The 26,674-nt window shown below is 55.1% G+C and carries 22 protein-coding genes and 2 tRNA genes; 8 read left to right on the forward strand and 16 right to left on the reverse strand.

What is annotated here, in order from left to right; translation table 11 throughout:
- Positions 1-342: 342 nt before the first annotated feature.
- The 9 genes from HMPREF0183_RS02660 to dnaA form a co-directional block, all read right to left on the reverse strand.
- A tRNA-Ala gene (locus HMPREF0183_RS02660) sits at positions 343-415 on the reverse strand.
- A gap of 163 nt (positions 416-578) precedes the next feature.
- Positions 579-652: transfer RNA gene (locus HMPREF0183_RS02665), tRNA-Ile, on the reverse strand.
- Positions 653-862: 210 nt separating this feature from the next.
- Entirely contained in the window at positions 863-2,137 is a 1,275-nt protein-coding gene (locus tag HMPREF0183_RS13175; protein ID WP_245527087.1) for a DUF3566 domain-containing protein, read from the reverse strand.
- Positions 2,134-4,782 carry a DNA gyrase subunit A gene (gene gyrA / locus HMPREF0183_RS02675; RefSeq protein ID WP_005882566.1) on the reverse strand — a complete coding sequence of 883 codons (2,649 nt, stop codon included), beginning with the start codon at positions 4,780-4,782 and terminating at the stop codon, positions 2,134-2,136. The genes HMPREF0183_RS13175 and gyrA overlap by 4 nt, the downstream gene beginning before the upstream one ends.
- 60 nt (positions 4,783-4,842) lie before the next feature.
- Positions 4,843-6,837 (reverse strand): DNA topoisomerase (ATP-hydrolyzing) subunit B, encoded by a 1,995-nt coding sequence (gene gyrB, locus HMPREF0183_RS02680; RefSeq protein WP_005882568.1) that lies wholly within the window; start codon positions 6,835-6,837, stop codon positions 4,843-4,845.
- 206 nt (positions 6,838-7,043) lie between these two features.
- On the reverse strand, positions 7,044-7,565 hold the full coding sequence (locus HMPREF0183_RS02685; RefSeq protein WP_005882570.1) for a DciA family protein: 522 nt from the start codon (positions 7,563-7,565) through the stop codon (positions 7,044-7,046).
- Positions 7,565-8,683, reverse strand: a complete 1,119-nt coding sequence (gene recF / locus HMPREF0183_RS02690) for a DNA replication/repair protein RecF (protein ID WP_005882572.1) — start codon at positions 8,681-8,683, stop codon at positions 7,565-7,567. Before recF ends, HMPREF0183_RS02685 begins: the two co-directional genes overlap by 1 nt.
- 12 nt (positions 8,684-8,695) lie before the next feature.
- Entirely contained in the window at positions 8,696-9,835 is a 1,140-nt protein-coding gene (gene dnaN, locus HMPREF0183_RS02695) for a DNA polymerase III subunit beta (RefSeq protein WP_245527088.1), read from the reverse strand.
- 464 nt (positions 9,836-10,299) lie between these two features.
- Positions 10,300-11,730 carry a chromosomal replication initiator protein DnaA gene (gene dnaA, locus HMPREF0183_RS02700; RefSeq protein WP_005882576.1) on the reverse strand — a complete coding sequence of 477 codons (1,431 nt, stop codon included), beginning with the start codon at positions 11,728-11,730 and terminating at the stop codon, positions 10,300-10,302.
- Between the two features lie 452 nt (positions 11,731-12,182).
- Between dnaA and rpmH the strand changes: the two genes are divergently transcribed.
- The 8 genes from rpmH to HMPREF0183_RS02725 all read left to right on the forward strand — a co-directional run bounded on the left by rpmH (position 12,183) and on the right by HMPREF0183_RS02725 (position 17,335).
- Entirely contained in the window at positions 12,183-12,320 is a 138-nt protein-coding gene (rpmH, locus tag HMPREF0183_RS12415) for a 50S ribosomal protein L34 (RefSeq protein ID WP_005882578.1), read from the forward strand.
- Positions 12,321-12,665 (forward strand): ribonuclease P protein component, encoded by a 345-nt coding sequence (gene rnpA / locus HMPREF0183_RS12420; protein ID WP_083801424.1) that lies wholly within the window; start codon positions 12,321-12,323, stop codon positions 12,663-12,665.
- A gap of 107 nt (positions 12,666-12,772) precedes the next feature.
- Positions 12,773-13,054, forward strand: coding sequence for a membrane protein insertion efficiency factor YidD (gene yidD, locus HMPREF0183_RS12425; protein ID WP_342610868.1), 282 nt, complete (start codon positions 12,773-12,775; stop codon positions 13,052-13,054).
- Between the two features lie 11 nt (positions 13,055-13,065).
- Positions 13,066-14,025: a membrane protein insertase YidC gene (gene yidC / locus HMPREF0183_RS02705; RefSeq protein ID WP_005882585.1), complete on the forward strand. Its 960-nt coding sequence runs from the start codon at positions 13,066-13,068 to the stop codon at positions 14,023-14,025.
- A gap of 6 nt (positions 14,026-14,031) precedes the next feature.
- Positions 14,032-14,535, forward strand: coding sequence for a Jag family protein (locus HMPREF0183_RS02710; RefSeq protein WP_005882587.1), 504 nt, complete (start codon positions 14,032-14,034; stop codon positions 14,533-14,535).
- A gap of 2 nt (positions 14,536-14,537) precedes the next feature.
- Positions 14,538-15,167, forward strand: coding sequence for a 16S rRNA (guanine(527)-N(7))-methyltransferase RsmG (gene rsmG, locus HMPREF0183_RS02715; RefSeq protein WP_005882589.1), 630 nt, complete (start codon positions 14,538-14,540; stop codon positions 15,165-15,167).
- Between the two features lie 151 nt (positions 15,168-15,318).
- Complete coding sequence (locus HMPREF0183_RS02720) at positions 15,319-16,215, forward strand: ParA family protein (RefSeq protein ID WP_005882591.1); 897 nt, start codon at positions 15,319-15,321, stop codon at positions 16,213-16,215.
- On the forward strand, positions 16,208-17,335 hold the full coding sequence (locus HMPREF0183_RS02725) for a ParB/RepB/Spo0J family partition protein (RefSeq protein WP_005882593.1): 1,128 nt from the start codon (positions 16,208-16,210) through the stop codon (positions 17,333-17,335). Before HMPREF0183_RS02720 ends, HMPREF0183_RS02725 begins: the two co-directional genes overlap by 8 nt.
- A gap of 54 nt (positions 17,336-17,389) precedes the next feature.
- Here HMPREF0183_RS02725 and HMPREF0183_RS02730 read toward each other — a convergent pair whose 3' ends face one another.
- The 7 genes from HMPREF0183_RS02730 to HMPREF0183_RS02760 form a co-directional block, all read right to left on the reverse strand.
- Positions 17,390-18,526, reverse strand: a complete 1,137-nt coding sequence (locus tag HMPREF0183_RS02730) for an N-acetylmuramoyl-L-alanine amidase (protein WP_005882595.1) — start codon at positions 18,524-18,526, stop codon at positions 17,390-17,392.
- 67 nt (positions 18,527-18,593) lie between these two features.
- Positions 18,594-18,914, reverse strand: a complete 321-nt coding sequence (gene trxA / locus HMPREF0183_RS02735; RefSeq protein ID WP_005882597.1) for a thioredoxin — start codon at positions 18,912-18,914, stop codon at positions 18,594-18,596.
- A gap of 14 nt (positions 18,915-18,928) precedes the next feature.
- A complete protein-coding gene (gene trxB, locus HMPREF0183_RS02740; protein WP_005882599.1) occupies positions 18,929-19,867 on the reverse strand; it encodes a thioredoxin-disulfide reductase in 939 nt (312 codons plus the stop codon).
- A gap of 70 nt (positions 19,868-19,937) precedes the next feature.
- Positions 19,938-22,196 (reverse strand): protein kinase family protein, encoded by a 2,259-nt coding sequence (locus HMPREF0183_RS02745; RefSeq protein WP_005882601.1) that lies wholly within the window; start codon positions 22,194-22,196, stop codon positions 19,938-19,940.
- Positions 22,197-22,290: 94 nt separating this feature from the next.
- Positions 22,291-23,904 carry a murein biosynthesis integral membrane protein MurJ gene (gene murJ, locus HMPREF0183_RS02750; RefSeq protein WP_040347822.1) on the reverse strand — a complete coding sequence of 538 codons (1,614 nt, stop codon included), beginning with the start codon at positions 23,902-23,904 and terminating at the stop codon, positions 22,291-22,293.
- Between the two features lie 67 nt (positions 23,905-23,971).
- Entirely contained in the window at positions 23,972-26,095 is a 2,124-nt protein-coding gene (locus HMPREF0183_RS02755) for a DUF6049 family protein (RefSeq protein WP_005882605.1), read from the reverse strand.
- The gene (locus tag HMPREF0183_RS02760; RefSeq protein ID WP_040347783.1) at positions 26,092-26,583 is read right to left on the reverse strand and encodes an NUDIX hydrolase; all 492 of its coding nucleotides are present in this window, start codon (positions 26,581-26,583) and stop codon (positions 26,092-26,094) included. Before HMPREF0183_RS02760 ends, HMPREF0183_RS02755 begins: the two co-directional genes overlap by 4 nt.
- Between the last annotated feature and the right edge of the window lie 91 nt (positions 26,584-26,674).

The raw sequence follows: 26,674 nt of genomic DNA on the forward strand, positions 1-26,674 counted from the left end.
AAAATGGCTAACAAGCAACCAACCCCGCCACGACTTCAGTACCAGCACCCGTTCGTTTACCCGGCATACACAGTGGTGCTGGAATGTGGCACCAACCGTGGTGCCTACCAGTGAAATACACCACCAGATCATGCTTGATGGCACCTACTTCAACGGGTGGTGCGTACTCATCGCACACACCGGCACCCATGTCATTGACTGGCAATGGTGCGACCGCGAAAAACTCGCCTCCTGGACAACACTACTAGCCCGAATCCCACCACCGGACGCAACGCAAAAGCCCTGGTGGGTTTTCCCACCAGGGCTTTTGTTTTATGAGTGCTGTCTCACTAGCTTCTCGAGTGGAGGTAAGGGGACTCGAACCCCTAACCCTCTGCTTGCAAAGCAGATGCGCTACCAATTGCGCCATACCCCCAAGCGGTGAAATCTACTCTATACCGAGTCGGTGTAAGATTTCCACTCCTGGTGGCCACGCTGCCGCTGTGATCTTAGTCGCAACACACAACCCAAAAGGGCCACTAACAGTGTGACCGGCAACCATTTCTTCACGTCGTTTCCTCCGATCGGATGTGGTCACGTGGGCCTACCTGGACTTGAACCAGGGACCTCTTCATTATCAGTGAAGCGCTCTAACCGCCTGAGCTATAGGCCCTGAACCGAAAATCAAATATACACACGTTTCAAACACTTTGCAAAACACGTACTCGCACCCGCTCAAACCGTGCACATTTCACACCTAAAACCCCACACCGCACACTCAAAAAACAATTCTCGCCCGGACACTGCAAACAGCATCCGAGCGAGAGCTCACACACTCAGCCAGCGTCAACCGCCAGCCAGGGCCGCAGCCACAAAATCAGCCTCAGTCGTCGACCAGCGTCAAGCGGAATCCGCCCACCATCGACGATCCGATGTTGTACAAGAACCCAAATAGCGTCGCCAGCGCCGTCATAAGCACAACGTTTACCACGGCCAAAATCACCGCGAAGCTCACTACCGGGCCAAACCCAAGCAGCTTCAGCATTTCTTCTGCCGACTCAGGTCCCGCGATCTCACCCAAGGTTCCACGGATGCTCTCCAGCGTTCCCGTCGCCTGCAACACCAGCCACAGAATAATGAACGCCACAATCGTCGCAATACCCAGCGCCACCGACAGCAGCAGCGTCATCTTCGAGACCGACCACAGGTCAACACTGGCCACCGTCAGGTTCACACTACGCGGCCCCGACTTCTTGTTGCCCTTCATCTTCACGCCGGCAGAGCTCGCGCGCACGCCATCCTTGGACTTCTTCGCGCCACTGGTCTTCGCAACGTTGGAGTGGTCCGGCCCGGACCCTGACTGGTTTGCCGCCGCCGAGGTCGCAACACCACCCGCTGCAGACGCACCCGCGCCTGCCCCGGCTACAGCACCTACACCGCCAACCTGCGTGGGAGCCGACCCGCGCTGCGTCTGTGAGGACGGGTGCGATTCGCCACCTCGGTCGCGGGACGTATCTGGTCCTGAACCCTGCTGTGTTGGCGCCCCGGAACCACGTCCAGCCGCAGCGCCTCCGGTACCTCCGCCGGCACTGCCAGCGTTACCACCAGCCCCGCCCGAGGTCGCTACCACCTGAGTCTGCCCAGCATCTGACTTGGAACCGCCCAGGCGAACTCCCTGCGATGTGGAGCGCACACCCGAACTGTTTGCCTTGGATGCGTCAGTAGCTTTCGCGCCAGTAGCACGCGAGTTGCCAGCCGTGCCAGCGTTGCCCCTCGCACTACTATCTCCCGCACCGGACTTTCCAGAGCCGGAGGCGCTTGCAGAGTCAGTTCCAGCGGCTGGAGCCTGCGCAGGCTTCGCGGGCTGTGCCTTCACGGGTTGCTCCCGCTGTCCCGACGGCTTCCCTGCCTGTCCTGCTGACCCAGCCTTTGCCGGCGTCTGTGCCTGCGTCGACGTCTTTGGCTGAGCATTCTGGCCGGCCTGCTGCGACTGCGCCGGTTGCTGTGGCTTCGCCGGCTGACCGCCGCCAGCCCCAGATGCCTGCTTGTTCTCAGTAGCACCACTCTGCGACTGACCAGTGTCAGACGACCCCGCCGTCAAGCGGGTCTTCCCTGCTGAGGTCCTGAGGACCCTTGGCTTGTTCTCGTTATCGCTCACTGGTGTCCATCACCTTCGTCTGCTGATTGAGTTTCGGCTGACTGGTCGTCCTGAGTTTCGGTTGACTGGTCCGAGTCTACTGACTCGCCATCAAGCTCAGCATCAGAAACCGTACTTTCGTCGACTTCATCCAGAATGTCTTCAGCTTCCGGTCCCCGAGTCACCGCAATAATACGGTCCTTCTTACCCGGTTTCGCAAACACAACTCCCATCGTGTTACGGCCCTTGGCAGGAACCTCATCGATCTTGGAGCGCACAACCTTGCCCATTTCCATGACAACAAACACGTCGTCACCCTCGGACACGATCAGTCCGCCAACCAGATCTCCGCGCTGTTCAGTGATCTTAGCGACCTTAATTCCAAATCCGCCACGTCCCTGCAAACGGTATTCCTCAACCGGGGTGCGCTTGGCGAATCCGGCCTCCGTCACCACGAACACGTACGTGCCTGGGGTGACGACGTCCATGGTGAGCAAGGTGTCTTCACCTTTGAACTTCATTCCGGTAACGCCCGAGGTGGCACGGCCCGTTGGCCTGATTGTCGAGTCGTCCGCGGCGAACCTGATCGACATGCCTTTACGGGACACCAGGAGCAGGTGGTCTTCAGCGTCGACCAAGCGCGCTGAAACCAATTCGTCAGACTTTCCATCTGCCATTTCGCGCAGGTTGATTGCGATGACACCACCGGTGCGGTTGGAGTCGTATTCAGACAGGCGCGTCTTCTTCACCAGACCAGACTTCGTGGCAAGCATCAAGTACTGCGCCGCGTCATAGTCCGGGATCGACAGGACTTCCGCAATCTCTTCATCCGGCTGAAGCGCCAACAGGTTCGCTACGTGCTGACCCTTAGCGTCACGCATACCTTCTGGCAGCTCATACGCTTTCGCACGGTACACACGCCCTGTGTTGGTGAAGAACAACAACCAGTTGTGCGTCGACGTCACGAAGAACTGCTCCACCACATCGTCCCCACGCAGGCGGGCACCCGTGATGCCCTTACCACCTCGGTGTTGGGCCCGGTACAACGCAGACTGGGTGCGCTTCGCGTACCCTCCGCGAGTAATGGTGACGACCACTTCTTCTTCAGGGATCAGGTCCTCCATGGACACATCACCGTCGAAACCAGCCAAAATCTTGGTACGGCGGTCATCCCCGTAGCGCTGCACAACCGCGTCAAGTTCTTCAGACACAATCTCACGCTGACGCGCAGGCGTCGCCAGGATCTCGTTGTAGTCCTTGATCAGCTCTTCAATCTTCTGCGCTTCTTCTTCGATCTTGAGACGTTCAAGCGCTGCCAGACGGCGCAACTGCAAGTCCAAAATCGCATTTGCCTGGATTTCATCGACGTCCAACAGCTCCATCAGGCCGGTCCGTGCTTCATCCGAAGACGGCGAACGACGGATCAACGCAATCACTTCATCAAGTGCAGAAAGTGCCTTGAGGTAACCGCGCAGAATGTGAGCGCGTTCTTCGGCCTTCTTCAAGCGGAAACGCGTACGACGCACAATCACGTCAATCTGGTGCTTGACCCACAGACGCAAGAACGCGTCAATGGACAAGGTACGCGGCACATTGTCCACCAGCGCCAGCATGTTCGCTGAGAAGTTCTCCTGCAGCTGCGTGTGCTTGTACAGGTTATTCAGCACGACCTTTGCGACCGCATCGCGCTTCAGGACAATGACCAAGCGCTGACCGGTACGCCCAGAAGACTCGTCACGCAGGTCAGCAATACCAGCAACCTTGCCGTCCTTAACGTACGAAGCGATCTTGTTCGCCAACGTGTCCGGGTTCACCATGTACGGAAGTTCAGTCACCACCAGGCACGTGCGTCCCTGGATCTCTTCCACTTCCACAACCGCGCGCTGCGTGATCGATCCACGGCCGGTACGGTACGCGTCCTCAATTCCCTTGCGCCCCAAAATGGTGGCGCCGTTGGGGAAGTCTGGCCCCTTGATAATGCCGAGCAACGCTTCAAGAGCTTCGTCGTTTGTGGCATCCGGGTGGGCCAACAACCACTGAGCACCGGCTGCTACTTCACGCAGGTTGTGCGGCGGAATGTTCGTGGCCATACCCACCGCAATACCGGCCGAACCATTGACCAGCAGGTTTGGGAACCTAGCCGGCAGGTACACCGGTTCTTGGTTACGCCCGTCGTAGTTGTCCTGGAAGTCAACCGTGTCTTCTTCGATGTCACGCACCATCTCCAAGGACAGTGGCGCCATTTTGCATTCCGTGTAACGCGGAGCAGCCGCCCCATCATTACCGGCCGAACCGAAGTTACCCTGCCCGTCAATGAGCGGATAGCGCATGGCCCATGGCTGAACCAAACGCACCAACGCATCGTAAATCGCGGAGTCACCGTGTGGGTGGTACTGACCCATCACGTCACCCACAACACGTGAGCACTTGGAGTAGTTGCGGTCAGGGCGGTACCCACCGTCATACATCGCATAAAGAACGCGACGGTGAACCGGCTTCAAACCGTCCCTGGCGTCAGGAAGCGCACGCCCCACAATCACACTCATTGCGTAGTCCAAATAACTACGCTGCATTTCAAGGTTGAGGTCAACCTTTTCAACCCGTGAGGCCACTACACCTTGCGCGTCTTCCGGTGTATGATCCTCACCGTGAGTTTCGTCGGCCACTTAAGCCCTCCTCATGTCTGAACGCTGACTCGCACACGCGAGCTGGCAACGTCGTATGTCTTAAATGTCTAGGAAGCGAACGTCTTTTGCGTTCTCTTGAATAAAGCGTTTGCGCGAATCCACGTCATCGCCCATGAGCACCGAGAAAATCTCGTCGGCCACCATCGCGTCGTCCAGCGTGACCTGCTTGAGCAGACGGTGATCAGGGTTCATGGTGGTCTCCCACAGTTCGTGGTAGTTCATTTCACCAAGACCCTTGTAGCGCTGGATACCCAGTTCTTTAGGCAACCGCTTCCCGTTGGCACGCCCGTCAGTCAGGAGCGCGTCACGTTCCCGATCTGTGTACGCAAATTCATCCGCAGCATTCGACCACTTGATGCGATACAGCGGCGGGGTAGCCAAGTACACGTGACCACGCTCGATGAGCGGCTTCATGTACCGGAAGATCAGCGTCAGCAACAGCGTGGTGATGTGCTGGCCGTCAACATCGGCGTCAGCCATCAGCACAATCTTGTGGTAGCGCAGTTTCTCGATGTCGAATTCGTCGCCGATTCCGGTTCCAAACGCCGTAATCATCGACTGCACTTCCAGGTTCGACAGCGCACGGTCAAGCCTAGCCTTTTCAACGTTGAGGATCTTTCCACGCAACGGCAGAATCGCCTGCGTCAGTGGGTCACGGCCCTGCACCGCCGAACCACCAGCGGAGTCACCCTCCACAATGAACACTTCTGAAATCGACGGGTCCTTTGACTGGCAGTCTTTGAGCTTTCCAGGCAGACCCGAAGACTCCAATAGGGACTTCCTGCGTGTCGCCTCGCGAGCCTTGCGGGCAGCCATCCGTGCTTGGGAAGCCTGGATTGCCTTGCGGACGACCTCTTTGGCTTGCATGGGGTTGGATTCCAGCCAGTGCCCGAGGTGGTCGCGGACTACCCGCTGCACAAACCCGCGTGCTTCTGAGTTCCCCAGCTTGGTTTTGGTTTGACCTTCGAACTGTGGTTCACCCAGTTTGATGGAGATAACCGCAGTGAGTCCTTCACGCACGTCATCACCAGTGAGGTTGGTGTCCTTTTCCTTTAAGAGCTTTTGTTCACGCGCGTACGCGTTGATCAAGTTAGTCAACGCGATGCGGAAACCTTCTTCGTGCGTTCCACCTTCGTGGGTATTAATGGTGTTGGCATACGTGTGAACCGATTCTGCGTAGCTCGACGTCCACTGCATTGCGACTTCAAGCGCAATGGTTTCTTCAGTGTCTTCGGCTTCAAACGAAATGATGTCTTCGTGAACTGGCTCAGACTTCTTAGTGGAGTTCAAGTACTTCACGTAATCAAAGAGTCCGTTGTCATACTTAAACGTGACTTCACGTGGCTTGAACTCTTCTTCTTGTTCTTCTAACTGAACGTCGTCGTCATTGACCTGTTCGGCGCGTTCGTCGCGCAGAGTAATGCTGAGTCCCTTGTTCAAGAACGCCATCTGCTGGAAGCGAGCGCGCAACGTTTCAAAATTGAACTGGACGGTGTCAAAAATCTCTTCATCCGGCCAGAACGTAATGATCGTTCCGGTGTGGTCAGCCGCTTCGCCCTTGGTGACCTCACCCGTGGGTACACCACGTTCGTAGCTTTGGCGCCACACAAACCCGTCGCGGTGAACTTCTGCGTCCATCCTCTTCGACAGCGCGTTAACCACTGAAGAACCCACACCGTGCAAACCACCGGATACTGCGTATCCGCCGCCACCGAACTTACCTCCGGCGTGCAGGATCGTCAGAACCACCTGCAAGGTGGGGACCTTCTCAGTGGAGTGAATGGCAACCGGGATACCACGACCTCGGTCTTCTACCCGCACTCCCCCATCAGCCAAAATGGTGACGTGGATTCTGTCGTTGAACCCGGCCAGAGCCTCATCGACAGCGTTGTCGACGATTTCATATACCAAGTGGTGCAGACCACGTTCGGACGTTGACCCGATGTACATACCGGGACGCTTACGAACCGCTTCTAAACCTTCCAGGACGGTAATATCGTCCGCGTCATAATGCCGGTTGTCGTCCGCTGTCATGGGTCTCCTCGTCTGAACAATACGTACTGCTCAATAGTACCGTGTTCGCGGCCCTCATACCTTTATATAAGGCGTTTGAACCGGGCAAATTTGGAAGTTTATCCCGATTCACACACCGCCCCTTAGCTCCACGGGTGTGCGGCCGTTATTTGGGCGTTCAGCGCTTCGCCAGTTTGCGGACTTTTCAGACGTACAAACGATGCCTTCTATCCGTACGTATCCCTGGGTCCCCGACCTTTAACTGAGCGTCTTCCACGCTTCCACGACTTCTGAGTTGGACCCAGAATTTCAATGTCGTCAATGATGCGCCTGCCCAGCTCCTTTTCTAGCCGATCCAAAAGCATCATCGACATCACCCGCATCTGCGTAGCCCACGTACTCGAACTCGCACGCACTACCAACTTGGGCGGTTCACACACGACCGGTACACAGTGCTCAGCCACATTTGCACCCACAAGTTGCGGCCACCTACCCATCAGCTCACCCACATCGAGCTGGGTCTCCCACCCGAACTTCTTCGTCAGCGTAGCCAAGCTGATACCCAACTTCTGCGGATCCCGGGGATCCTTACCAGGACCGGAATAGACGACCTCGGCGCGGGTAAAACTACGCCACGAACGCTTTGCACCAGTTGCCAGATCCGCACCGTCCCCCATGCGGCGCACCCGGTCCAACGCCTCTAACACCGCGACCGAGGTGGTGGGATTCCCCAGGGTGTACTCCCCCACTACGCGTCCCGTAAGTTAATAATGGTCGAGTGCAAGGACTCCGGGACGTCACCAGGGACCGCGGCGGTGATCAGAACCTGTTGCGCAGGCTCAAGCATTCCAGCCAAGCGGTTGCGACGGCCCTCATCGAGTTCAGCAAAAACGTCATCGAGTACTAAAACAGCAGAATCATCCGGGCCACTGTTGTCTTCTTGAAGTACGTGCCAACCAGCCAACTTCAGCGCCAAGGCCACTGACCAGGACTCACCGTGCGAAGCATAGTGCTTTGCCGAAACTCCGCCGATCTCCAGTTCAAGATCGTCACGCTGTGGCCCCACTAGCGTGAGACCCCGGTCAATTTCGGGCACCCGACGGGACTCGAGTGCCTGAATAATTGCGTTCTTCGCATCCGTTGTATTGCGGATATCCGAATAATCAATCCGCGACGTATAGGTTGCGGTTACTGATTTGCGGTCTTCATTGGCATCCTGCGCCAATGTGGCAAAATCGTTCTGCAAAGGCTGGGTCAGGCGCTTCACCAAATCCATTCGCCCTACCACCAGCTGGGATGCAGCCTCCGCAAACGCCTCATCCCAAATTGCAAGCGTTGCCTCAAGACCTGGATCGCGGTTGTTTTTCAGTTCCTTCAGCAAGGCGTTTCGTTGCTTGAGCGCCCGGTCAGAATCTGCCCGCACAGCCACGAATCTAGGTGACTGAGTCACCAACAAGTCATCAAGAAAATCCCGCCGTTGAGCCGGTTCACCCTTCACCAGACCCAAGTCTTCTGGCGCAAACACCACACACGGCAACAGACCAACCAACTCACGCGGACGCACCGACTGACGCTGGATCCTGGCCGAATTGGCCCCTTTGGCACGGACGGTGACTTCTAAGGCCAACTGGCGGTCACCTCGGTGAGCCAAAACCGCAACCGTTGCCTCATCACAACCCGACCTCACCAACGGCAAATCCTGGGAAACTCGGTGGGACTTCAAGTGTGAGACATACGCCAACGCCTCAACAAGATTGGTTTTTCCCCATCCGTTAGGTGCAACGAACGTGCTTACGCCCTTTTCTAGAGCGACATCGAAGGACTCGTAGGAGCGAAAGTTACGCAGACGCAGCTGCGAAACCCACATGTTTTACCTCGCTTAGAAACGCAGAATCGGCATGAGCAGGTAACGGTAAGCCGAATCGACTTCGCCATCAGGTTCCTGCATACCAGAAATCACTACCGGTTTCTTGGGGTCCGTGAGGCTGAACCGCACATACGGAGTATCGATTGCGTTAAGTCCCTCGGAAATGTAGTGCGGGTTAAAGCCAGTGAGAATGTCGCCACCCTCGATTGTGGCCGGAAGCGCTTCGCTTGCTTGCGCATCGTCACCAGCGCCAGCACGAAGAACAAGAGAACCGTCGGTGAACTCAAACTTGATAGGAGTGTTGCGTTCAGCGACAAGTGACACACGGCGAACCGCTTCCCGGAGTGCTCCCACCTGCAAAACTGCAGTAATCGTTGATTCTTTAGGGAACAACGAACGCACCTTAGGGTAGTCACCTTCAATGAGAAGTGAGGTCACAACTCGGCCGTCGGAAGTAAATGAAAGCATTTCCTTGCCGTTGGATTCTGCAATCGAAATCTCGAGATCGCCCGACATTGACTTAGCGACTTCAGACAAGGTCTTAGCGCGAAGCAGGGCATTCGCAGAAAAGTCTGGTGTACGCGGGTTCCACGTGAACTGGCGAACGGCAAGACGGTAACGGTCAGTTGCAAGAAGAGTGACCTTGTCGCCCTCAATTTCAATGCGGACACTCGTCAAAACAGGCAATGTGTCATCACGTGAAGCAGCTACGGCAACCTGCGACACAGCGTGCTGGAAGGTGGATGCGCTCACAACACCTGTTGTGTCAGGAATTGTTGGCAGGTCAGGGTATTCCTCAACTGGCATGGTCATCAGCGAAAAGCGCGATGAACCACAGGAAATGTCTACCTTGCCATTGTTGAGTTCAAGAACAACTTGCTGAGGTGGCAAAGCACGCGCGATGTCAGCCAAGAGGCGACCAGAAACCAGGAATGTTCCCGGTGTTTCAACATCAGCTTCAACAGTGATGCGTTGAGAAACTTCCAAGTCATAGAACGCAAAGCGGACGGTGCCGTTACTATCTGCTGTTACTAACACACCTGTGAGAACAGGAATTACGGGACGCTGAGGCAAATTCTTGGCTGCCCAAGTCACTGCGTCGGCAAAGACGTCACGTTCAACTTTGAACTTCACGGTGCTGTCTGCGTTCACGTCTCTCCCCAAAGTTCGTACTTATTCGCAGATTGCAACTTTACACGCCGGTGATACCCCGAGCAATTCTTGTAATTACTCATTCGCAAATCGGTTCACAGCAGGGTCCTCAGAGCAGTGCGCGGCGTCCCTTCTTGTTATTCAACTTGAAAATATTTGCAGTAGTAGGACTTGTGGAAACTGTGGAATTACATCGATGTCGTCGAGCTTTTATGCGCCCGAGCGACTGATCAGCCGTGTGCACATGTGTGTGCGTAAAGTTCCACGTGTCAGTGGATGCTTGTGAGTTACATTGAGGTAGTTACACAGGCATCCACCGGAGGTCATGAGAAGTTCATTCATCACCCCACAGGAAAACATGCAATATGCACAGGCTTTTCCACAGTTGTGTACAACGCATTTTCTGTGTTAATTACGTGCGTGCGCACGTTTTATTGAGGACGTTGGCTCCTAGCCGCTGAGGCTTAAAGCCGGTGCTGTTGCTTGATCCGGTTAGTGAGTTCCGTGACCTGGGTGTAGATCGCGCGACGTTCAGCCATCTGGGTACCGATCTTGCGGTTGGCGTGCATGACCGTGGTGTGGTCGCGCCCACCAAAGGCTTCACCAATCTTGGGAAGCGATAGATCCGTGAGTTCACGACACAGGTACATTGCGATCTGACGCGCAGTAGTCAACGTGCGCGAACGACTAGACCCCTGCAGGTCCTCGATCGACAGATTGAAGTACTGGGCGGTCTGGCCCATGATGTCTGTCGCCGTGATTTCGGGCGTTTCATCGTGGGTGATGAAGTCCTTCAGCACGGTTTGAGCAAGTCCAACGTCAATAACCTGTTCGTTGAGGTTAGAGAACGCGGTGACGCGAATGAGTGCTCCTTCGAGTTCTCGAATATTCGACGAAACGCGGGAAGCGATGAACTCCAAGACCTCGTCTGGAACGGCCAAGTTCTCGTTGGCGGCCTTGTTACGAAGAATCGCAAAACGAGTTTCCAAGTCTGGTGGCTGGACGTCGGTAAGCAACCCAGACTCAAACCTGGACCGCAGTCGTTCCTCGAAGCCTTTCAGCATCTTCGGTGGCTGGTCAGACGTGATGATGACCTGCTTGTTTTCAGCGTGCAGAGCATTGAAGGTGTGGAAAAACTCTTCGACGGTTGCGTCTTTGCCCTGCAAGAACTGAATGTCGTCAATCATGAGAATGTCGACTTCCCGGTACCGGCGCTGGAACGCAGGACGCAACGTATTCGACGTCACTTGAGAACCAACCGTGTTGATGAAGTCGTTCACGAACTCTTCACTGGACACGTATCGCACCCTGATCTTTGGGTAGAGCTGGAGCGCATAGTGGCCCACCGCGTGCAACAAGTGAGTCTTACCCAGCCCGGAATCTCCGTAGATGAACAGCGGGTTGTACGCCTTGGCAGGTGATTCGGCTACCGCAAATGCGGCCGCGTGGGCGAAGCGGTTGGACGCACCAATAACGAAGCTGTCGAATGTGTACTTGGGGTTCAGATCTGAGCTTCCCACCTCGGGAGACTCTGTAGGCGCTACCACCGTGGGTTGGGCAGGTGTTGCAATCTGGGGTTCCGGCGCCGAGGTCGTTGCAGGTTCCTCTGCAGGTGTGGGATCGGTGTTCATACTGGAATCAAGCGCGAAAGCAAACGACACAGGCCTGCCAAGAGCTTCGCTGAAGGCCTGTCCCAACGGTTGCCGGAGTTCACGCTCAAACGTGTGGCGGGTGAGATCGTTGGGGACAGAGATCACCACTAAGTCTTCAACGATCGCTTTGGGGGCGGCGAGCCCCAAAAAGCCTTTCAGCCGAGGTTGAAGTTGTGAATCAGTGCGCATTCCTTCAACGACATCGGTCCAGATTTGTTGGAGGTTTTCGTTTTCATTGGTCATGTGGTTCCTAAGGGTGCGTGAACACACGTGTGGATAGAGATGGTTCCTACTTCCACATAGTTTTCCACACAATGTGGAATTCTCAACCCACTTCCCTTGATTTATCCACATCGGTGGACAACCTTGTGGATAACTACATGCTTGTCATTTGTGGAAGGGGTTGTTTAAAACCTCGTAGAACGACACACGTGTAATTGAAAAGAAGACTTGATGTGTACGTGAGGTAACGGGCAGGATGTGCAAGCAACGTAGAAATGACGAGACTGTGAACCTCAGCACCGATGAGTCAATAGGGTTTGACCTGCGAGGCTCACACGCTTTATGCTGGAGTGTCCTGTGTTGCGGGCCTTTGCATGATGTGACTGATCCGGCCTGGTCGCAGGAGCGCCGTAGATCGCGCACCGTGCCAATCATGGCACCGCAAACAGTTTCCACATAGACGGAGTATTAAAGTGAGCAAGCGTACTTTCCAGCCCAACACCCGTAAGCGTGCAAAGACCCACGGTTTCCGTGCGCGTATGCGTACCCGTGCCGGACGCAGCATCCTTGCTGCTCGTCGTCGCAAGGGTCGCGCTAATCTTTCAGCCTAAGTGTTACCGGTCGGGAACCGGGTTCGTAGCTCTGAGGACTTTCGGCGCGCTTTTCGCTCCGGTCTGAAAGCCGGGACCCGGAACCTGATCCTTCACGTAGCACTCAACTCGGAATCCCACGCCCCGCGCGTGGGGTTTGTTGTCTCTAAAGGTATTGGAAATGCTGTGACGCGTAACCGAGTAAAGCGTCGGTTACGTGCGATCGCTCATGAACGTTTGACTCACATGCCACCAGGAATCTACGTGGTGCGAGCACTCCCCCAGTCAGCTCGTAGTGAGTTTATCTACTTAGAACGCGACTTCGACGTTGCGCTCAGCCGGGTACTTTCAGAGGACAGCCAGTGAAGGATTTGGAGAACACTCCGTCATCGCTCCCACCGTGGCCGCGTGGCGTGTGGGCAAAGATTGGACATGCGTGTGTGATAGCACCACGGATGCCAGCTGTTCTTTTTATGCGCGGGTATCGAAAAACCGTGTCGAAGCTGTACGGGAACGTGTGTAAGTACTACCCCACATGTTCGAAATATGCGTTAGACGCGTTTGAAGTAAGAGGTTTGATTGTGGGTACGGCCATGACAGTGTGGCGACTGCTCAGGTGTAACCCCTTTTCGCAAGGTGGCGTCGACTATGTACACGGGTCGGTGCTTCACCAGCGGAGTTTGGAAATGAAGCGAGCGAACAATGGCACAATGGTGCCTGACGCTTTTACAGATGACGCTTCTCGCAGCGTCTAGGAGATTACTACATGGACTGGCTAGGCAAGCTACTTCTGCCCATTGAGTGGGTCGTCGCTTGGATTCTTGCATTTTTCCACATGGCGTTCACCGCGTTGGGAATGAGCCCAACCGCCGGGTGGACGTGGGTCGCAGCGATTGCAGGTTTGACCATCGTTGTGCGTGCTGTGCTGATTCCCCTGTTTGTCTACCAGATCAAGGCGCAGCGAAAGATGCAGCTTTTGCAACCAGAAATGATGGAGCTGCAAAAGAAGTACAAGGGTAAGCGCGACCAGTTCTCCAGGCAACAGATGGCAGAAGAGCAGCAGGCACTGTTTAAGAAGCACGGTACCAACCCATTCGCTTCATGTTTGCCGTTGCTGGTACAGATGCCTATCTTCTTCTCGCTGTTCCGCGTTATTCGCAACACTGAAGGAATCGGCAACGGTGACATTCCGCCCATCGGGGGTCTAACACAGGAGCTTGCAAGCCAGGCAACCCACGCCTCGATTTTCGGCGTAGAGCTTTCCGACACCTTCCTTCAGGGTGACCTTGGAACGAAGGTCCTCACCGCGATTCTGATCGTGATTATGGGTGTTACCCAGTTCATCACTCAGCGCCAGATCATGGCAAAGAACATGTCGGAAGCAGCTATGAACAATCCGTTCATGCAACAGCAGAAGATGCTTCTGTACATGATGCCAATCATCTTCGCTGTGGGTGGTATTTACTTCCCACTGGGTCTGATTGTGTACTGGCTGGTTTCAAACGTGTGGACAATGGTTCAGCAGTTCATTGTGATTCGCAATATGCCTACACCTGGTTCAAAGGCCGAAAAAGAACTCATTGCCCGTCGTGAACGCCAGGGCAAACCGCTTCCAAAGTCGATGCAGCCAAAGAAAGCTGCTGAGTCGGAGGCAAAGCCTAAGTCAGGCCAGCGTCGACAACCCATGAGCAAAGCTCGTCAAAAGAAGAAGAATAAGAAAAAGTAGAGAAGCATGACTGACGAAATCGTTGAAAAGAAGCCCACACGCGCCGAACTTCTTGAAGAAGAAGGCGACATTGCAGCGGACTATTTGGAAGAACTGCTCGACATTGCTGACATCGATGGTGACATTGACATCGATGTGAAAGAAGGTCGCCCGCAGGTTGCCATTGTCTGCGACGAAGAAGACTCCAACCTTTCCACACTGGTGGGTAAGGAAGGTCGCACTCTTGCAGCGCTTCAGGAACTGACCCGTTTGGCAGTGCAGTCTGCTACCGGTCAACGTTCATGGATGATGCTCGATATCGATGGTTTCCGTAACCGCCGCCGTGATGCGTTGAAGGACTTGGCACGCGATTACATTGAGAAAGTGAAGGCGTCTGGCGAACCGGTATCGCTCAAGCCCATGAACTCGTTTGAACGCAAAGTCATTCACGATCAGGTTTCCAAGGCCGGTTTGGTTTCCGAATCGGAAGGCGAAGGCGACCGCAGGCACGTGGTTATCTCAGCTGAGTAATCATGTCTCAGGTAGAACCAGTACCCGCATGCGCGGAACAGATTTTTGGCGAGCGTCTCCCCCACGCTCGCACCTATGCCGAACACTTGGCTACCACTGGTGTGGAATGGGGTCTTATTGGGCCACGTGAGCTCGATAAGTTGTGGACACGTCACATTCTGAACTGTGCAGTCGTAGCTCCCCTTATCCACGATGATGACGTCGTGGGTGATATTGGTTCGGGTGCTGGCCTGCCTGGCCTTGTCTTGTCGCTTGCACAGCCTCACGCCTCGTTCGTGCTTATCGAAGCAATGGAAAGGCGCGTTGACTGGCTAGGGATGGTTGTCGACGACCTTGGTATTGAGAACGTTCGTATCATTCGCGGGCGCGTTGAAGACCTGGTAGACGACGAAGTCTTTACTGTGGTGACCGCACGCGCAGTTAAAGCGTTGAACGTGCTGGTCGAATGGTCGGCCCCAGTTCTGAGCCCAGGTGGAAGGCTGCTGGCCCTCAAGGGACTTAAAGCTCAGGAAGAGATTGACAAGGCTAAGAAGGTCCTCAAGCGAGACAAGATGACTCCCCCGGTTATCAAACTCATGGGTGAGGAGTTCCTTGAGATTCCTACACGGGTCGTGGAAACCGCACGTCGCTAAATAGTACGTACATTCGATATATAGACGACTCTTAGTTATTGTCGAGTTTCCTTTTTGGAATGTTTCACGTGAAACATTCTGTTTAGATCGTTAGAAGTGACAGTTCGTATGTGGCCTAGAATGGAGTAGTCACGATACGAACGGAGTCAAAATGCCCATTTTGGATGATTCGACTCCCCTAGGTGCAGAGATCGCTCGAAACAGTCGTCGAGCTGAGCGTCTAGAGGCGAAGCGCTTCCCCAAACCGCAAAGTACACGTATATTTACGATCGCTAACCAGAAGGGTGGAGTCGGTAAAACTACGACGACTGTCAATATTGCCGCTGCCCTGGCCAAGCACGGACTGCAGGTCCTTGTCATCGATATTGACCCACAAGGCAACGCAAGTACTGCTTTGGGTATCGAGCACTCAACTGATGTGAATTCAGTTTATGAAGTGCTACTGGACGGTATGGAAATGGCCGAGGTCGTCAGCGATTGCCCTGATATTGAAAACCTAAGCGCTGTGCCGGCAACAATAGATCTTGCAGGTGCTGAAATTGAGTTGGTATCCGTTCACGCGCGTGAATTCAGGTTGAAACGAGCTCTCGAGAGCTACTTGGAACAACGGAAAGCTGACGGTAACCCAGTTGATTATGTGTTTATCGACTGTCCGCCAAGCCTTGGACTGCTCACAGTGAACGCATTTGTCGCTGCAGAAGAAGTTCTGATCCCTATCCAATGTGAGTATTACGCGCTTGAGGGCCTTAGCCAGCTACTGAACAACATTCAGCTCATTCAGAAGCACTTGAACCCTCAGCTGTCAGTAAGCACTATTCTTTTGACGATGTATGATGGGCGGACCAACCTGAGTTCACAAGTGGCTGAAGACGTGCGCGCTCACTTCCCAGCGCAGACTCTCAATACCCCTATCCCCCGCAATGTACGAATTTCAGAGGCGCCTTCCTATGGGAAGACCGTCATTACTTATGATCCAAACTCCCCCGGAGCGCTTTCGTATCGAGAGGCTGCGGAGGAAATAGCTGAGCGAGGAGCACAGAATGGCTGAGCGTAAACGAGGACTAGGCCGCGGAATTGGATCACTCATTCCTGATGTGATCAATGAGGACCGCCCTGTGGATGTCTTTTTTCCTCAATCCAACAAGAGTGTTTCACGTGAAACATCTAAGGATCCCGCGGAATCGATGCGACAGTCACGCGCTTCGAAAAAGCTACTCCCCCGCACGACACACGAAGGTAACGCGACAGCTTCAAAAAATAACGCTACAAGAAAGAAGACAACGACAGCGAAGGCGTCATCAACTCGCAAAACGACGAAGCAAGCTTCGAATGACGATGTTTCACGTGAAACAGAGCTAGTCGCAGTACCTGGAACCGCATTCGGAATGCTAAGGCTTGATACGATCTCACCGAATCCGCGACAGCCAAGGACAGTTTTCGACGAAGATGATCTCGACGAGCTCGTTACCTCAATTCAAGAGGTAGGCGTTTTGCAACCAGTCGTCGTTCGCGTCGTTGACACCAAGAAGCCGGCATACGAGCTAATTATGGGTGAGCGAAGGCTGCGCGCATCAAAGTTAGCTGGGCTGAAAGAAATCCCTGCTATTGTTCGCGAAGTAAGTGATGACGACCTGTTGCGTGATGCACTGCTTGAAAACCTGCATCGATCGGACCTCAATCCGCTTGAAGAGGCAGCGGCGTACCAGCAATTGCTGGACGACTTCAAATGCACACAGGAAGAGCTTTCTGAACGAATTGGCAGGTCGCGCCCTCAGATTGCGAACACGTTGCGTCTTCTGCGACTGCCGGGGTTAGTGCAACGCCGAGTAGCAGCGGGTGTTCTTTCACAAGGTCATGCACGTGCGTTGCTAGGACTCAATGATCCTGCTCAAATGGAAGAGCTTGCACAGCGCATCGTCGCAGAAGGTTTATCCGTCCGAGCCACCGAAGAAGCTGTAGTTCTTCTGAATCGTGGTGATCAAAAAAATGTTTCACGTGAAACACGGAAAGCAGACGCTGAGCTGGTGTCGTTAGCTCAATCAGTTGGTGACAAGCTCGACACCAAGGTCAATATAGTGATGGGGAAGCGCAAAGGGAAGATGACAGTTGATTTTGCTAATCAACAGGACCTAGAGCGAATTCTCAAGGTACTAGGTCTTAACGAATAGCTTCAGTATGCAATAGCCGTCGGTCGAAGGACCGGCGGCTATTGTCATTAAAAGCTACTTTGCAGAATAAAGATTGCGCATTTCACGGATTGACTCGACATTCAAAGTTCCGGTGTCGTAGTCATTGTCCTTGTGCAAAAACAATCGCTGAACAGCTACGGAAATACCTTCTGCAATTGAATCCCGGACGGACGTTTGCGCTAACAGCTCCCGGTCATGTTCGTTGGACGTATACCCTGCGAACACTTGAACCTTTGGCGCTTTGACGTTGCGTAAACTTTCCCACGTACGCGCATGAACACCACAGTTCAACAGGGGAGTGCGGGCAACAACCTCACGGTGTACTAGGCCACCCAAAGAACGACCGATAGGAGAGACCATGTTTGAGTCTTTGTTCTGTCCAAAGTAAAAAGTGGCTATACCGTTTGGGGCAGGGGAGGGAGCGTAATCTTGATTAACCGTTATAACTGCCGCCGCGTTTAGAACGTCGGCGAGGTGCGGTTTATCGCTGGGAATGTGCACAATCGATGCGCCAAGAGCACTCAAACGGCCTTCGACACGGGAAGCGATGTCGCTACTCCAGGTTCTTTCTTGTTCAAGTGACTGCGAGGTGGCAGTGGTGTTCACAAAATCGCGCGCGGTTGTACCAGACTCAATCACAATGGTGCGCCCGGTCAATGACTCGCCTGAAGCGGTTACACGTGCACGTTCTTGGAGCGCCCACAAGTTGCCATGCGACGACTGGCGATACACGGCCGAAAGCGCAGCTAAGGTAGACGGCCCAACAACGCCATCGGGGGAGAGGCCCAGCTCATTCTGAATTTCGCGCACTGCGTTGTGTGTGGCTGAACCGAACTCAAATGTGATTGATTCCGTGTAGACACCTAAGCGTGAGAGTCGGTGTTGAAGTTCAGTGACGTCGTCACCTTGCAACGGCCTAACAGGATCAAAGCGGAGAACACGATCACCTAGCTTGTAGCGCGCAATTTCTAGTTCTTTAAAAGTCTCCGCGCCAATCACACCGTCTACAACGATCCCACGGGACTGTTGAAACTCCCGAATCACGGATTCGAACTGGTGATCGAATAAGTCAGAGCTAGGGTCGCACTGATAACCCAACCTGTGAAGTTGGGCTTTGACCGTTGCGACTAACGGGTCTGAATCGCCAGGGTGAATCGAGGAAACTGTCATGATCCTTACCGTGAAGAAGGGTGCCTGTTGAGTTTACAACAGGCACCCGTAAAGAGTTCTCAATGGATTAACCGATGAATTCGGCCAGTTCCTGTTCCAGTGCAGGCTTAGGACGTGCACCAATAATGGTCTTGGCCACTTCGCCGCCCTTAAACACGTAAAGTGCTGGGATGGAAGTAATGCCATAGGCCGAGGCGGTCTCCAGGTTATCGTCGGTGTTGAGTTTGACGACCTTGAGTTTGTCTGCCTGTTCCTGGGCGATTTCGTCCACGATCGGTCCAACCATGCGACAAGGGCCACACCATGGTGCCCAAAAGTCCACGAGGACAGGAAGATCGCTCGAGAGAACTTCTTCCTTGAATGTTGCGTCAGTAACTTCCTGTGCCATGTTTTCTCCTTTGTTTATGACTGGTCAGTGAGTTCGGCCAGGTAATGTTCGGCGTCGAGAGCTGCCACACAGCCGGAACCTGCTGCTGTGACTGCCTGACGATATACGGGATCAATGACGTCGCCTGCTGCAAAGACTCCCTCGACCGATGTCTTGGATGTACGTCCGTCAACGGCCAAGTAGCCGTCTTCTCGCAGATCAAGAGTGTCTTTAAAGAGATCTGTGCGTGGGTCTGAACCGATCGCTACAAACAGACCAGTAACTGGAAGCTCGGATTCTTCCCCGGTAACTGTATTGCGGACGGTGAGGCCCGTGACAGAGGTGTCACCGTGGATGCTTGCGACCTCGGAATCCAAGAGAAACTCCAACTTGGGGTCTGCTTCAGCGCGCTTCTGCATGGCCACTGACGCTCGGAATTCCTGCCTGCGGTGAATGAGGGTCACCTTTGAAGCAAAACGGGTGAGGAAAGTGGCTTCTTCAAGAGCAGAGTCGCCCCCGCCAACTACAGCGATGTGCTGATCCTTAAAGAAGAACCCGTCGCACGTGGCGCACCAGCTCACACCGTGTCCAGACAGTGCTTCTTCACCGGGGACATTCAAGTGACGATAAGCCGAGCCTGTAGCCAGAATTACAGCCTGCGCTGTGTACTCGCTTCCAAGCGCGGTGGTGAGCTTGTGTGCACCTGGTGTGAAATCAATTGAAGCGACGTCGTCATACACGACCTGGGCACCAAAGCGTTCAGCTTGTTGGCGCATGTTCTCCATGAGGTCGGGCCCTTGAATTCCTTCTGGAAATCCGGGGAAGTTTTCAACATCAGTGGTGTTCATGAGTTCACCACCAGCGGTGACTGACCCGGCGATAACGACGGGGGATAGGCCGGCGCGTGCGGCGTAGACGGCAGCCGTGTACCCAGCTGGCCCTGAACCTACGATGACGAGTTGTGTCTGAGTCATTGATCTCCTTTGTCGTTCAAGGCAACACTGTGCGTTACTCAGTTATTCCATGTGCTTAGTGCTGCGTGACTTAAGACAGTGTGACGTTAGGAATGACGGCACGGTAACCGTCGCCGACTTTAGGAAGTTCTTTAATCCAGATGAACACGTGAGTGGCTTCTGCGGGATCATCGATCGTTACAGTGGTCACTTTACCTTTTTGGAATTCGCCAGATCCCACTTTTTGAGCTTTGTCGATGTTTTTATCGGTTCCTACAAGGATGTCAAAGGATCCGCCGCCTACTTCGGACTCAACTCCGACTTCCTTGACTGTAGTGCGCTCTTTCAGCTCAAGAGCGATTCCCACTCCCTTTTTGAGCTGGCCAAACTCCTTTGAGTTATACCGGTCAGTCTCCCAGCTTCCTGCTTCACCAGGGATCAGATTCTTCGCTTTCGCGTTACCCTCTTTACCGTCACCTTCAGGGTCTAGGGGCGTGGCCTTGTTGATTTCAGGTGCGGGACCTTCTGGCTCCTTGGGAGCGGGAGGCTCCGCTTCTTCCTCGTCTTGTTTATCCTCGCTTTGGTCTTCCCCTTGAGATTCTTCGTGGTTCTCTTGTGAGGCGGTAGTGGTTTCGCCGGACCCCACTGATCGCACAATCACGACACCCACCAAAACGAGAGCCGCAATAATGGCTACAACCCCGAATAAAACTCCAAAGCGACGCTTCCCTGATTTGTCGGACTGCTCCGGCTTCTCGGACTGTATTTTGCTCGAATCTGACGGTTCCGACTCGGCTACTTTCTCCGAACGCGTTGGTGTCACGACTTTGGGGCTCGTCGCGGCTGCTCCGCCCGCCGCCGAGGTGACCGCCGGCTGAGTTCGTCGGGCACGTTCGCGTGCCTGTCGCTCCAGTTGGCGTTCACGTTCAAATTCGGCTTGTTGTCTGGCAAAGGCTTGTTCGCGGGTTTGGAATACCCCTCCCATGAACCAGTCGTTGCTGTTGTCCTCAGATTCTGCAGTGGCATCTGATTCGGGACTGTCGTCGAGGTTGTTTTCCGGTTCGTCCCAAAGACGGTCTTCTGAGTCTTCGGTCTCGCCACCGTATGCATACCCGTCCCGCGCGTAAGCACCTTCAGCTACACCGGGTTCAGTAGCGCTACCCGTGAACGCGTCATCGCGGTTGAGGATTCGTGCGGTCTGGTGTGGGTCTTCTTCTGATACGTCCCCGGGCCCCTGTGGCCGTTCTTCTGACCATTCTTCGACCTGCGGGAGCTTGTCGGGAGCGATAGGGAACGTGCTTGCTCGGCGCATCTGGATGCGGTCGGCGTAACGGTCGGGGTGGGCGGTGTTGACGCCCGCGGCTGCCCCGTGCATTCCGGGTCGTGTGAGGCCAATGCGTTCCAGTGCGACTGCGAGCTGAGCTGGTGACGCACCGGGGGAGTGGTCGGACTTTGCTTCGCCTCCAGTTTCTGGCGCCACAACGGTCTGGGGGTCGTGGGCTCGGACTGAAAACAGTTCGTCTTCGGTGCGTGAAGACTGGTCGACTGTGCTGAGGAGGCGAGTGTCCCAGGGTTCGAGGAACCGCACAACTTCACTGGGGGAGCGGGGGCCTGGGTCTTGTTCGCCCATAACTCCTGAGGCGAACTCTTCGATCGATTCAGGAACCGTGTCTACGAAGTGGCTAACGGGCAAGATTCGGTTGTTTTTGCGTCCCGAGGCGTCAAGTCCTGCCCGTGGTTCGTCACCTGGCCATTTGCCAGTGAGGCACGCATAGAGGATAGCGACAAGTGCGCGGGCGTCCGTTTGGCTGAGTTCGGATTCGGTCATGCTTCCCGTGCCCAGGTTCAAGGGTTCCTGAGCGACGGCCGCATCGAGTGAAATACCTCGGACCACAATATCGCCGTCGGCGGTGATGGCAACTGATTCGGGCCCTAGAACCCCGTGGTGGAGACCTCGGGAGGCAGCGTGCGTTAGAACTGTGGCAAGTTCACCCACTACAGCGGTTGCAACGGGTGTGTCAAGTGGGCCGTTTGCGAGTACTCGAGCTAGTGACGTTCCACCCGTGCGTTGGACAACAACGTAGTCGAAGTCATTCCACGTGCCCGCATCTTCGATGGCTGGTACGCGTGGGTCGGCGAGGAGTGCGCTTCGGCCGGCTCGTTCTAGCAGGGGTCCGGAGTATTCGGTGGGGGAAACGTAGACAATGCGAGGTACATCCAAGATAGCGTCGAGTGCTAAAAGGATTGACCCACGCTCGGGGAAATCTACGAGCCAGGGACGTAGGATTTCGGACACGACGTACCGGTCTGCGATAGCTGTGCCTCGTTGGATCTGTGGCAGTTTCCTCACCTCCTGCTCATGTCATCTTAACGGACTGCGAACCTCACATGTCTGCCACCGAGCTGAGCTCGGCAAAGTAGTGTCCTGAACTTTCAGGGGTCGCTTACCGCCCTAATTTGGTGCGGACAGCTGTGACGAGCGAACGCATTTCTGGAACTCGGATCAGCCACGCGGCCAGCATGAAGACAGCCAGCATGACACATCCAATAACGGCGCACACGATGAATGCGCGTGCACGCCCTGCCCACATGGGATCGGGCAGGAACCACATCATGGCAAACCCAACCGCCCCGCTGACCAAGCCAGCGAGTCCAAATCGAAGGTGGGCAAAAACGGTGGATGCAATGGGAAGTGCCGGCAGACGTTTACGTAAACACCAGACTGCCACGGCCAAAGCGAAAACATAGCCCAGTGACATGGAGGCACCAATTCCAGCGACGATGTACTGCTTGGGAAGGAATGCCGAAGCGATCACACCGGCTGATTGAATGATGATCTGGGGAACCTGGATCCAAAACGGTGTCCGGGCGTCTTCGTATGCATAGAAAACACGTTGTGTGAGATACATGCCACTAAACGGAATAAGCCCAATGATCATGGTGATCACGATGAGACCAACCGCATGGGCCTGTGTCTGGTTCGCTCCCGCCATGACCATCGACATGGGGGCAGCCAGCACAATGAATGCCACGGTGAAAAACGTGTTGACAAACCCCACAACTCGCACACCTTGTGTGTAAGTATCAACCAACTTTTCGTCGTTCTGATCAGCTGCCGACTGCGACAGGTCAGTAAACAGTGCAGTAGACAGTGACACCGCGACCAGCGAGTGCGGAAGCATAAACGTCATGTACGCAGCCGTGTACGCTGCCAAGGAAGGGGTCACCTCGGTGCCGGAAGACGATGCCGTGGACGCAACCTGCGAGGTCACAATGAATCCCAACTGGCCCACAAGGACCGCGGCGAACGTCCACCCGGCTACCTTGCCAGCGGTACCCAAACCCACACCTCGGAACCCGAAAGTAGGGGTGTACTTGAAGCCGATCCGTTTGAGCGGCCAAATGAGAATGAGAGCCTGAGCGACAACGCCCAAGGTTCCGGTTCCGGCTATCACCCAAATCTTGGCGGCGTCCCACGTTCCCACGGCATGTTGTCCCAGGTCACCAGGGCCAAACAAGAAAATGAACAAGCCCAGCCCCGCAATGGAAACCAGATTGTTCAGAACGGGCGCCCACATGTATGGCCCAAAATTTTCCTTTGCGTTGAGCACTTGGCCCAGCATGGTGTACAGGCCAAAGAAGAAAATCTTGGGAAGAGAAATAAACGCAAACGCAACTGCTAGCGCAATCTTGTCAGCATCCCATGTGGGGCTGGCATAAATGCGCACAAGAATTGGGGCAGCCAGCGTTGCGACCGCGGTGAATCCAGCCAAAAGCAGAATCGACAGGGTGAGCAGACGGTTGATGTAGTCGGCGCCACCGTCAGCCTGTTTGGACGCGCGCACAATTTGAGGCACCAGAACCGCGTTGAGAATACCGCCAGCCAACAACATGTACAGGTTGTTGGGCACCTTGTTAGCTACGTCAAAAGCGTCCGCTGCACCTCCGATAGCCAGTCCGATCGCGGCGGTGAGAAGAACAGTCTTCACCAGACCCAAAATGCGTGAAACCAGCGTACCCGCAGTCATGACCGCTGAGGATTTCGCAAGCGATGACATCGATGCCACGGACTGCCCTTTCGATATGCAAGAAAACGGAAACTCAAACAGAGGCTAAAAGCTTCATCTACTGTTCGGCGCGGGCCAGAGCAGCTTCGAGCTGGCTCTTTGGAATCTTGGGGCGTCCGCGACGCACAGAGAAAAACAATGCAACCACAAAAACGATCGACAGCGAAATACCAATTGCCGCTATACCGATGTTTTCCCAGTCAACTCGCACCTGAACCTGTAGGGGCGAGGAGTCGCGCACGGTGTAACCGTCGGTGGCGACAATATGGATCGTGGTGTCGAGGTTCGCATTCGCTAGCCCGGTGACCGGAACTTCGACGCGCGCTCGCTGCCCAGGTGGAATTTCAACTAGGGGTGAGTTCCCCACTTTCAGTTGTGGTGATGCGGAATTGATGCGTACGCGCAACCGGGCTGCGTGGTGCGTGGTGTTGTGAATTGTGACGGGGATGGTGGTCTTTTCACCCGTCACCAAAAGGACGTTCGACCCGCGTTCAATGTTGAGTCCCGACATTGTCGAACCAGCTGACTTTGCGAAGTTTTTGGTACACGTCTTCGCACTGGGTTGGGTGCGCCACGCAATCGACGTGCATGTTAGCGCTGAACGGTTGAACTCTTGTCGCACGTCTGCGCGGTGAACGAAAACTGAGGAAAACTCGTTGAGGTTCGCGCCGGGTTCTTTTAGGTCGTTGAGCGCCGTACTGATGTCAGAGGGAACGTCGCCGTCTTGTAGGGGAAGGCGGGTTCCGGGTTCAGCTTTCAGGGTGTCGTCGAAGGTCTGTGGTTTCACCCACGGCAGTGACGCCAGAGTGCGAACTTGCTCGGTCCATGTTTTCTGGGTGCCACCTCGGGGGAGCGCCAGGACGAGGGAACGCTGGTCAAAGGGGCGTTCGTTGGTGATGAGGGCGCTTTTAGCGGCAAGTTCGGCGACGCGTGTGGCGCGGCTGGATCCGGGGGTGACAAAGGTTTCTGCCAAGTTCGCCGAGGTGGCAACGGTTGTCATGTCCGGCTTGCGTTCGCGTGGGATGGTGGTGAGTGGGGTAGTTGCGCTGTCTCGTTTCCACAAGTGTTGGACGGCATTGACCGTGCCGCTGTCGGAGGTGGGGAGTTGGGTGTCGCTGAGCATGACGTTGGTGACGCCGTCGTTGGCGAATTGGGCCAGACTGTCCATGCTGGCGCTTCCCGTTCCGACCCAGGCCCACGAGTCGAGGGCGTTGGGGAAGTGGCTTTTGACGATTGAACGCGAGCGCAGGGCTTCTTTTTTGTAGTTGCTTAAGTCGTGTTGTTGCAGGCCAACGAGGTCGGCGTCGGCCCAGGGGAGGGCCACTACGGTAGAGGCTTCGGCTTCTTTTTTGAGTGCGTCCCACCAGTCGGTGATGCTGCGGGGAAGTTCTTCGGGGTCTTGTGGTGGTGCGGTTTGTTCCGGTTGCTCCACCTGTGGTGGGTTGAGTGCTCGGTCGACGGATTCGACCACCCGTGGGTCGATTGCCAGAGTGGCGTCCGGGTAGGAGCGCGCGATGTCGAGTGCGGTTTTGAGCGGTCCGTCGTCGGTTGCTGTAGCTAGTTCGTCTTGGCTGATGAGGCCGTCTTCGCTGTACCCGGTCAAGGTGATGGGGACGACCATGTTGATGCGGGTGGGGTCGATTTTGGGGTGTGGGTACCACGTTGTGAATGTGGTTTGGGGTTTGGCGACGGTGTCGTTTTGGGTGTCGCCGCTCAACGCGACGGCGATTCCGCGCACGCCCCATGTTGAAAGCGGGTTTCCTTTGCGCAGTCCCATTTGGGTGGGTGTGAGTTCGAACGAGAACGAGGTTGTGGTGCCGGCGCGCAGTTCTTTGGGGAGTTCTTCTGCGGTGGCGAGTTGGTGGGTGCCTGTTGGTGTGCCTTCTTGCCAGGTGCGGGCGGAGTCCACGCTGGAGAGTGAGTTGCGTGTCATGCGCAGACTGAGGCGCGGGTTCTTGATGTTGGCTGTGGTTTCGATTTTTCCGGCGAGTTTAAACGTGCCGTTTTCGTCTAGCCATGGGGTGGCTTCGGCGATGTGGATGGTCGCCGAGGTGTCAGCAGCTTCTGTACTGTCAGTGGGCTGTGGGGTGGGGCTGTTGGGTTGCGCTAGGGCCCCGGTGGAGGGCGTGACGATGAGTATTAAGGCCAGTAGCAGTGAGCCTAGTGTGGTCAGGATTTTCATGACAGGTCGAAGCGCGGGAGGGTGTGGCGGGCTGCGATGACGATGCGCCGTTCATTTGCGAATGACAGGCGTTGGGGGAGTTCTTCGAACGGAACCCATGCGGCAGCGACGGCTTCGTGGTCAGGGTCGTTTTCAATCGTGAGTTCGCCGCCGATTGCGCGGAGCAGAAAATGGTGGACGACCTTGTGTACACGGAAGCCGGCTGCGGAAAACCAGTAGTCCACACTGCCTAAGGGTGCTAAGACTTTTCCCACGATTCCGGTTTCTTCTGCGACTTCGCGCATCGCTGCTTGGGCGGGTGTTTCTTCACCCTCCAAGTGTCCCTTAGGTAGGCACCATTCGAGGCGACCGGCACGGTTAATTCGAGCAATAACTGCGACTTCGAGCGCGGGAGAGTTGAGGTTGACCACGATTCCACCAGCGGAGGTTTCCTCCACTGTGCGTGATAGGGCCGGGTAACGGCCCGGTCGCGGAAGTGGTCTACTCATACTTCCACCCTACGTTGCTAGTTTGAAGATTCCCTAGACGTGTAATCTTTCATGGGACGCAGGAAGAAAGGAACCCCGTGTTTGCTGCGGA

This window comes from Brevibacterium mcbrellneri ATCC 49030 (assembly GCF_000178455.1).
Lineage (GTDB): Bacteria > Actinomycetota > Actinomycetes > Actinomycetales > Brevibacteriaceae > Brevibacterium > Brevibacterium mcbrellneri.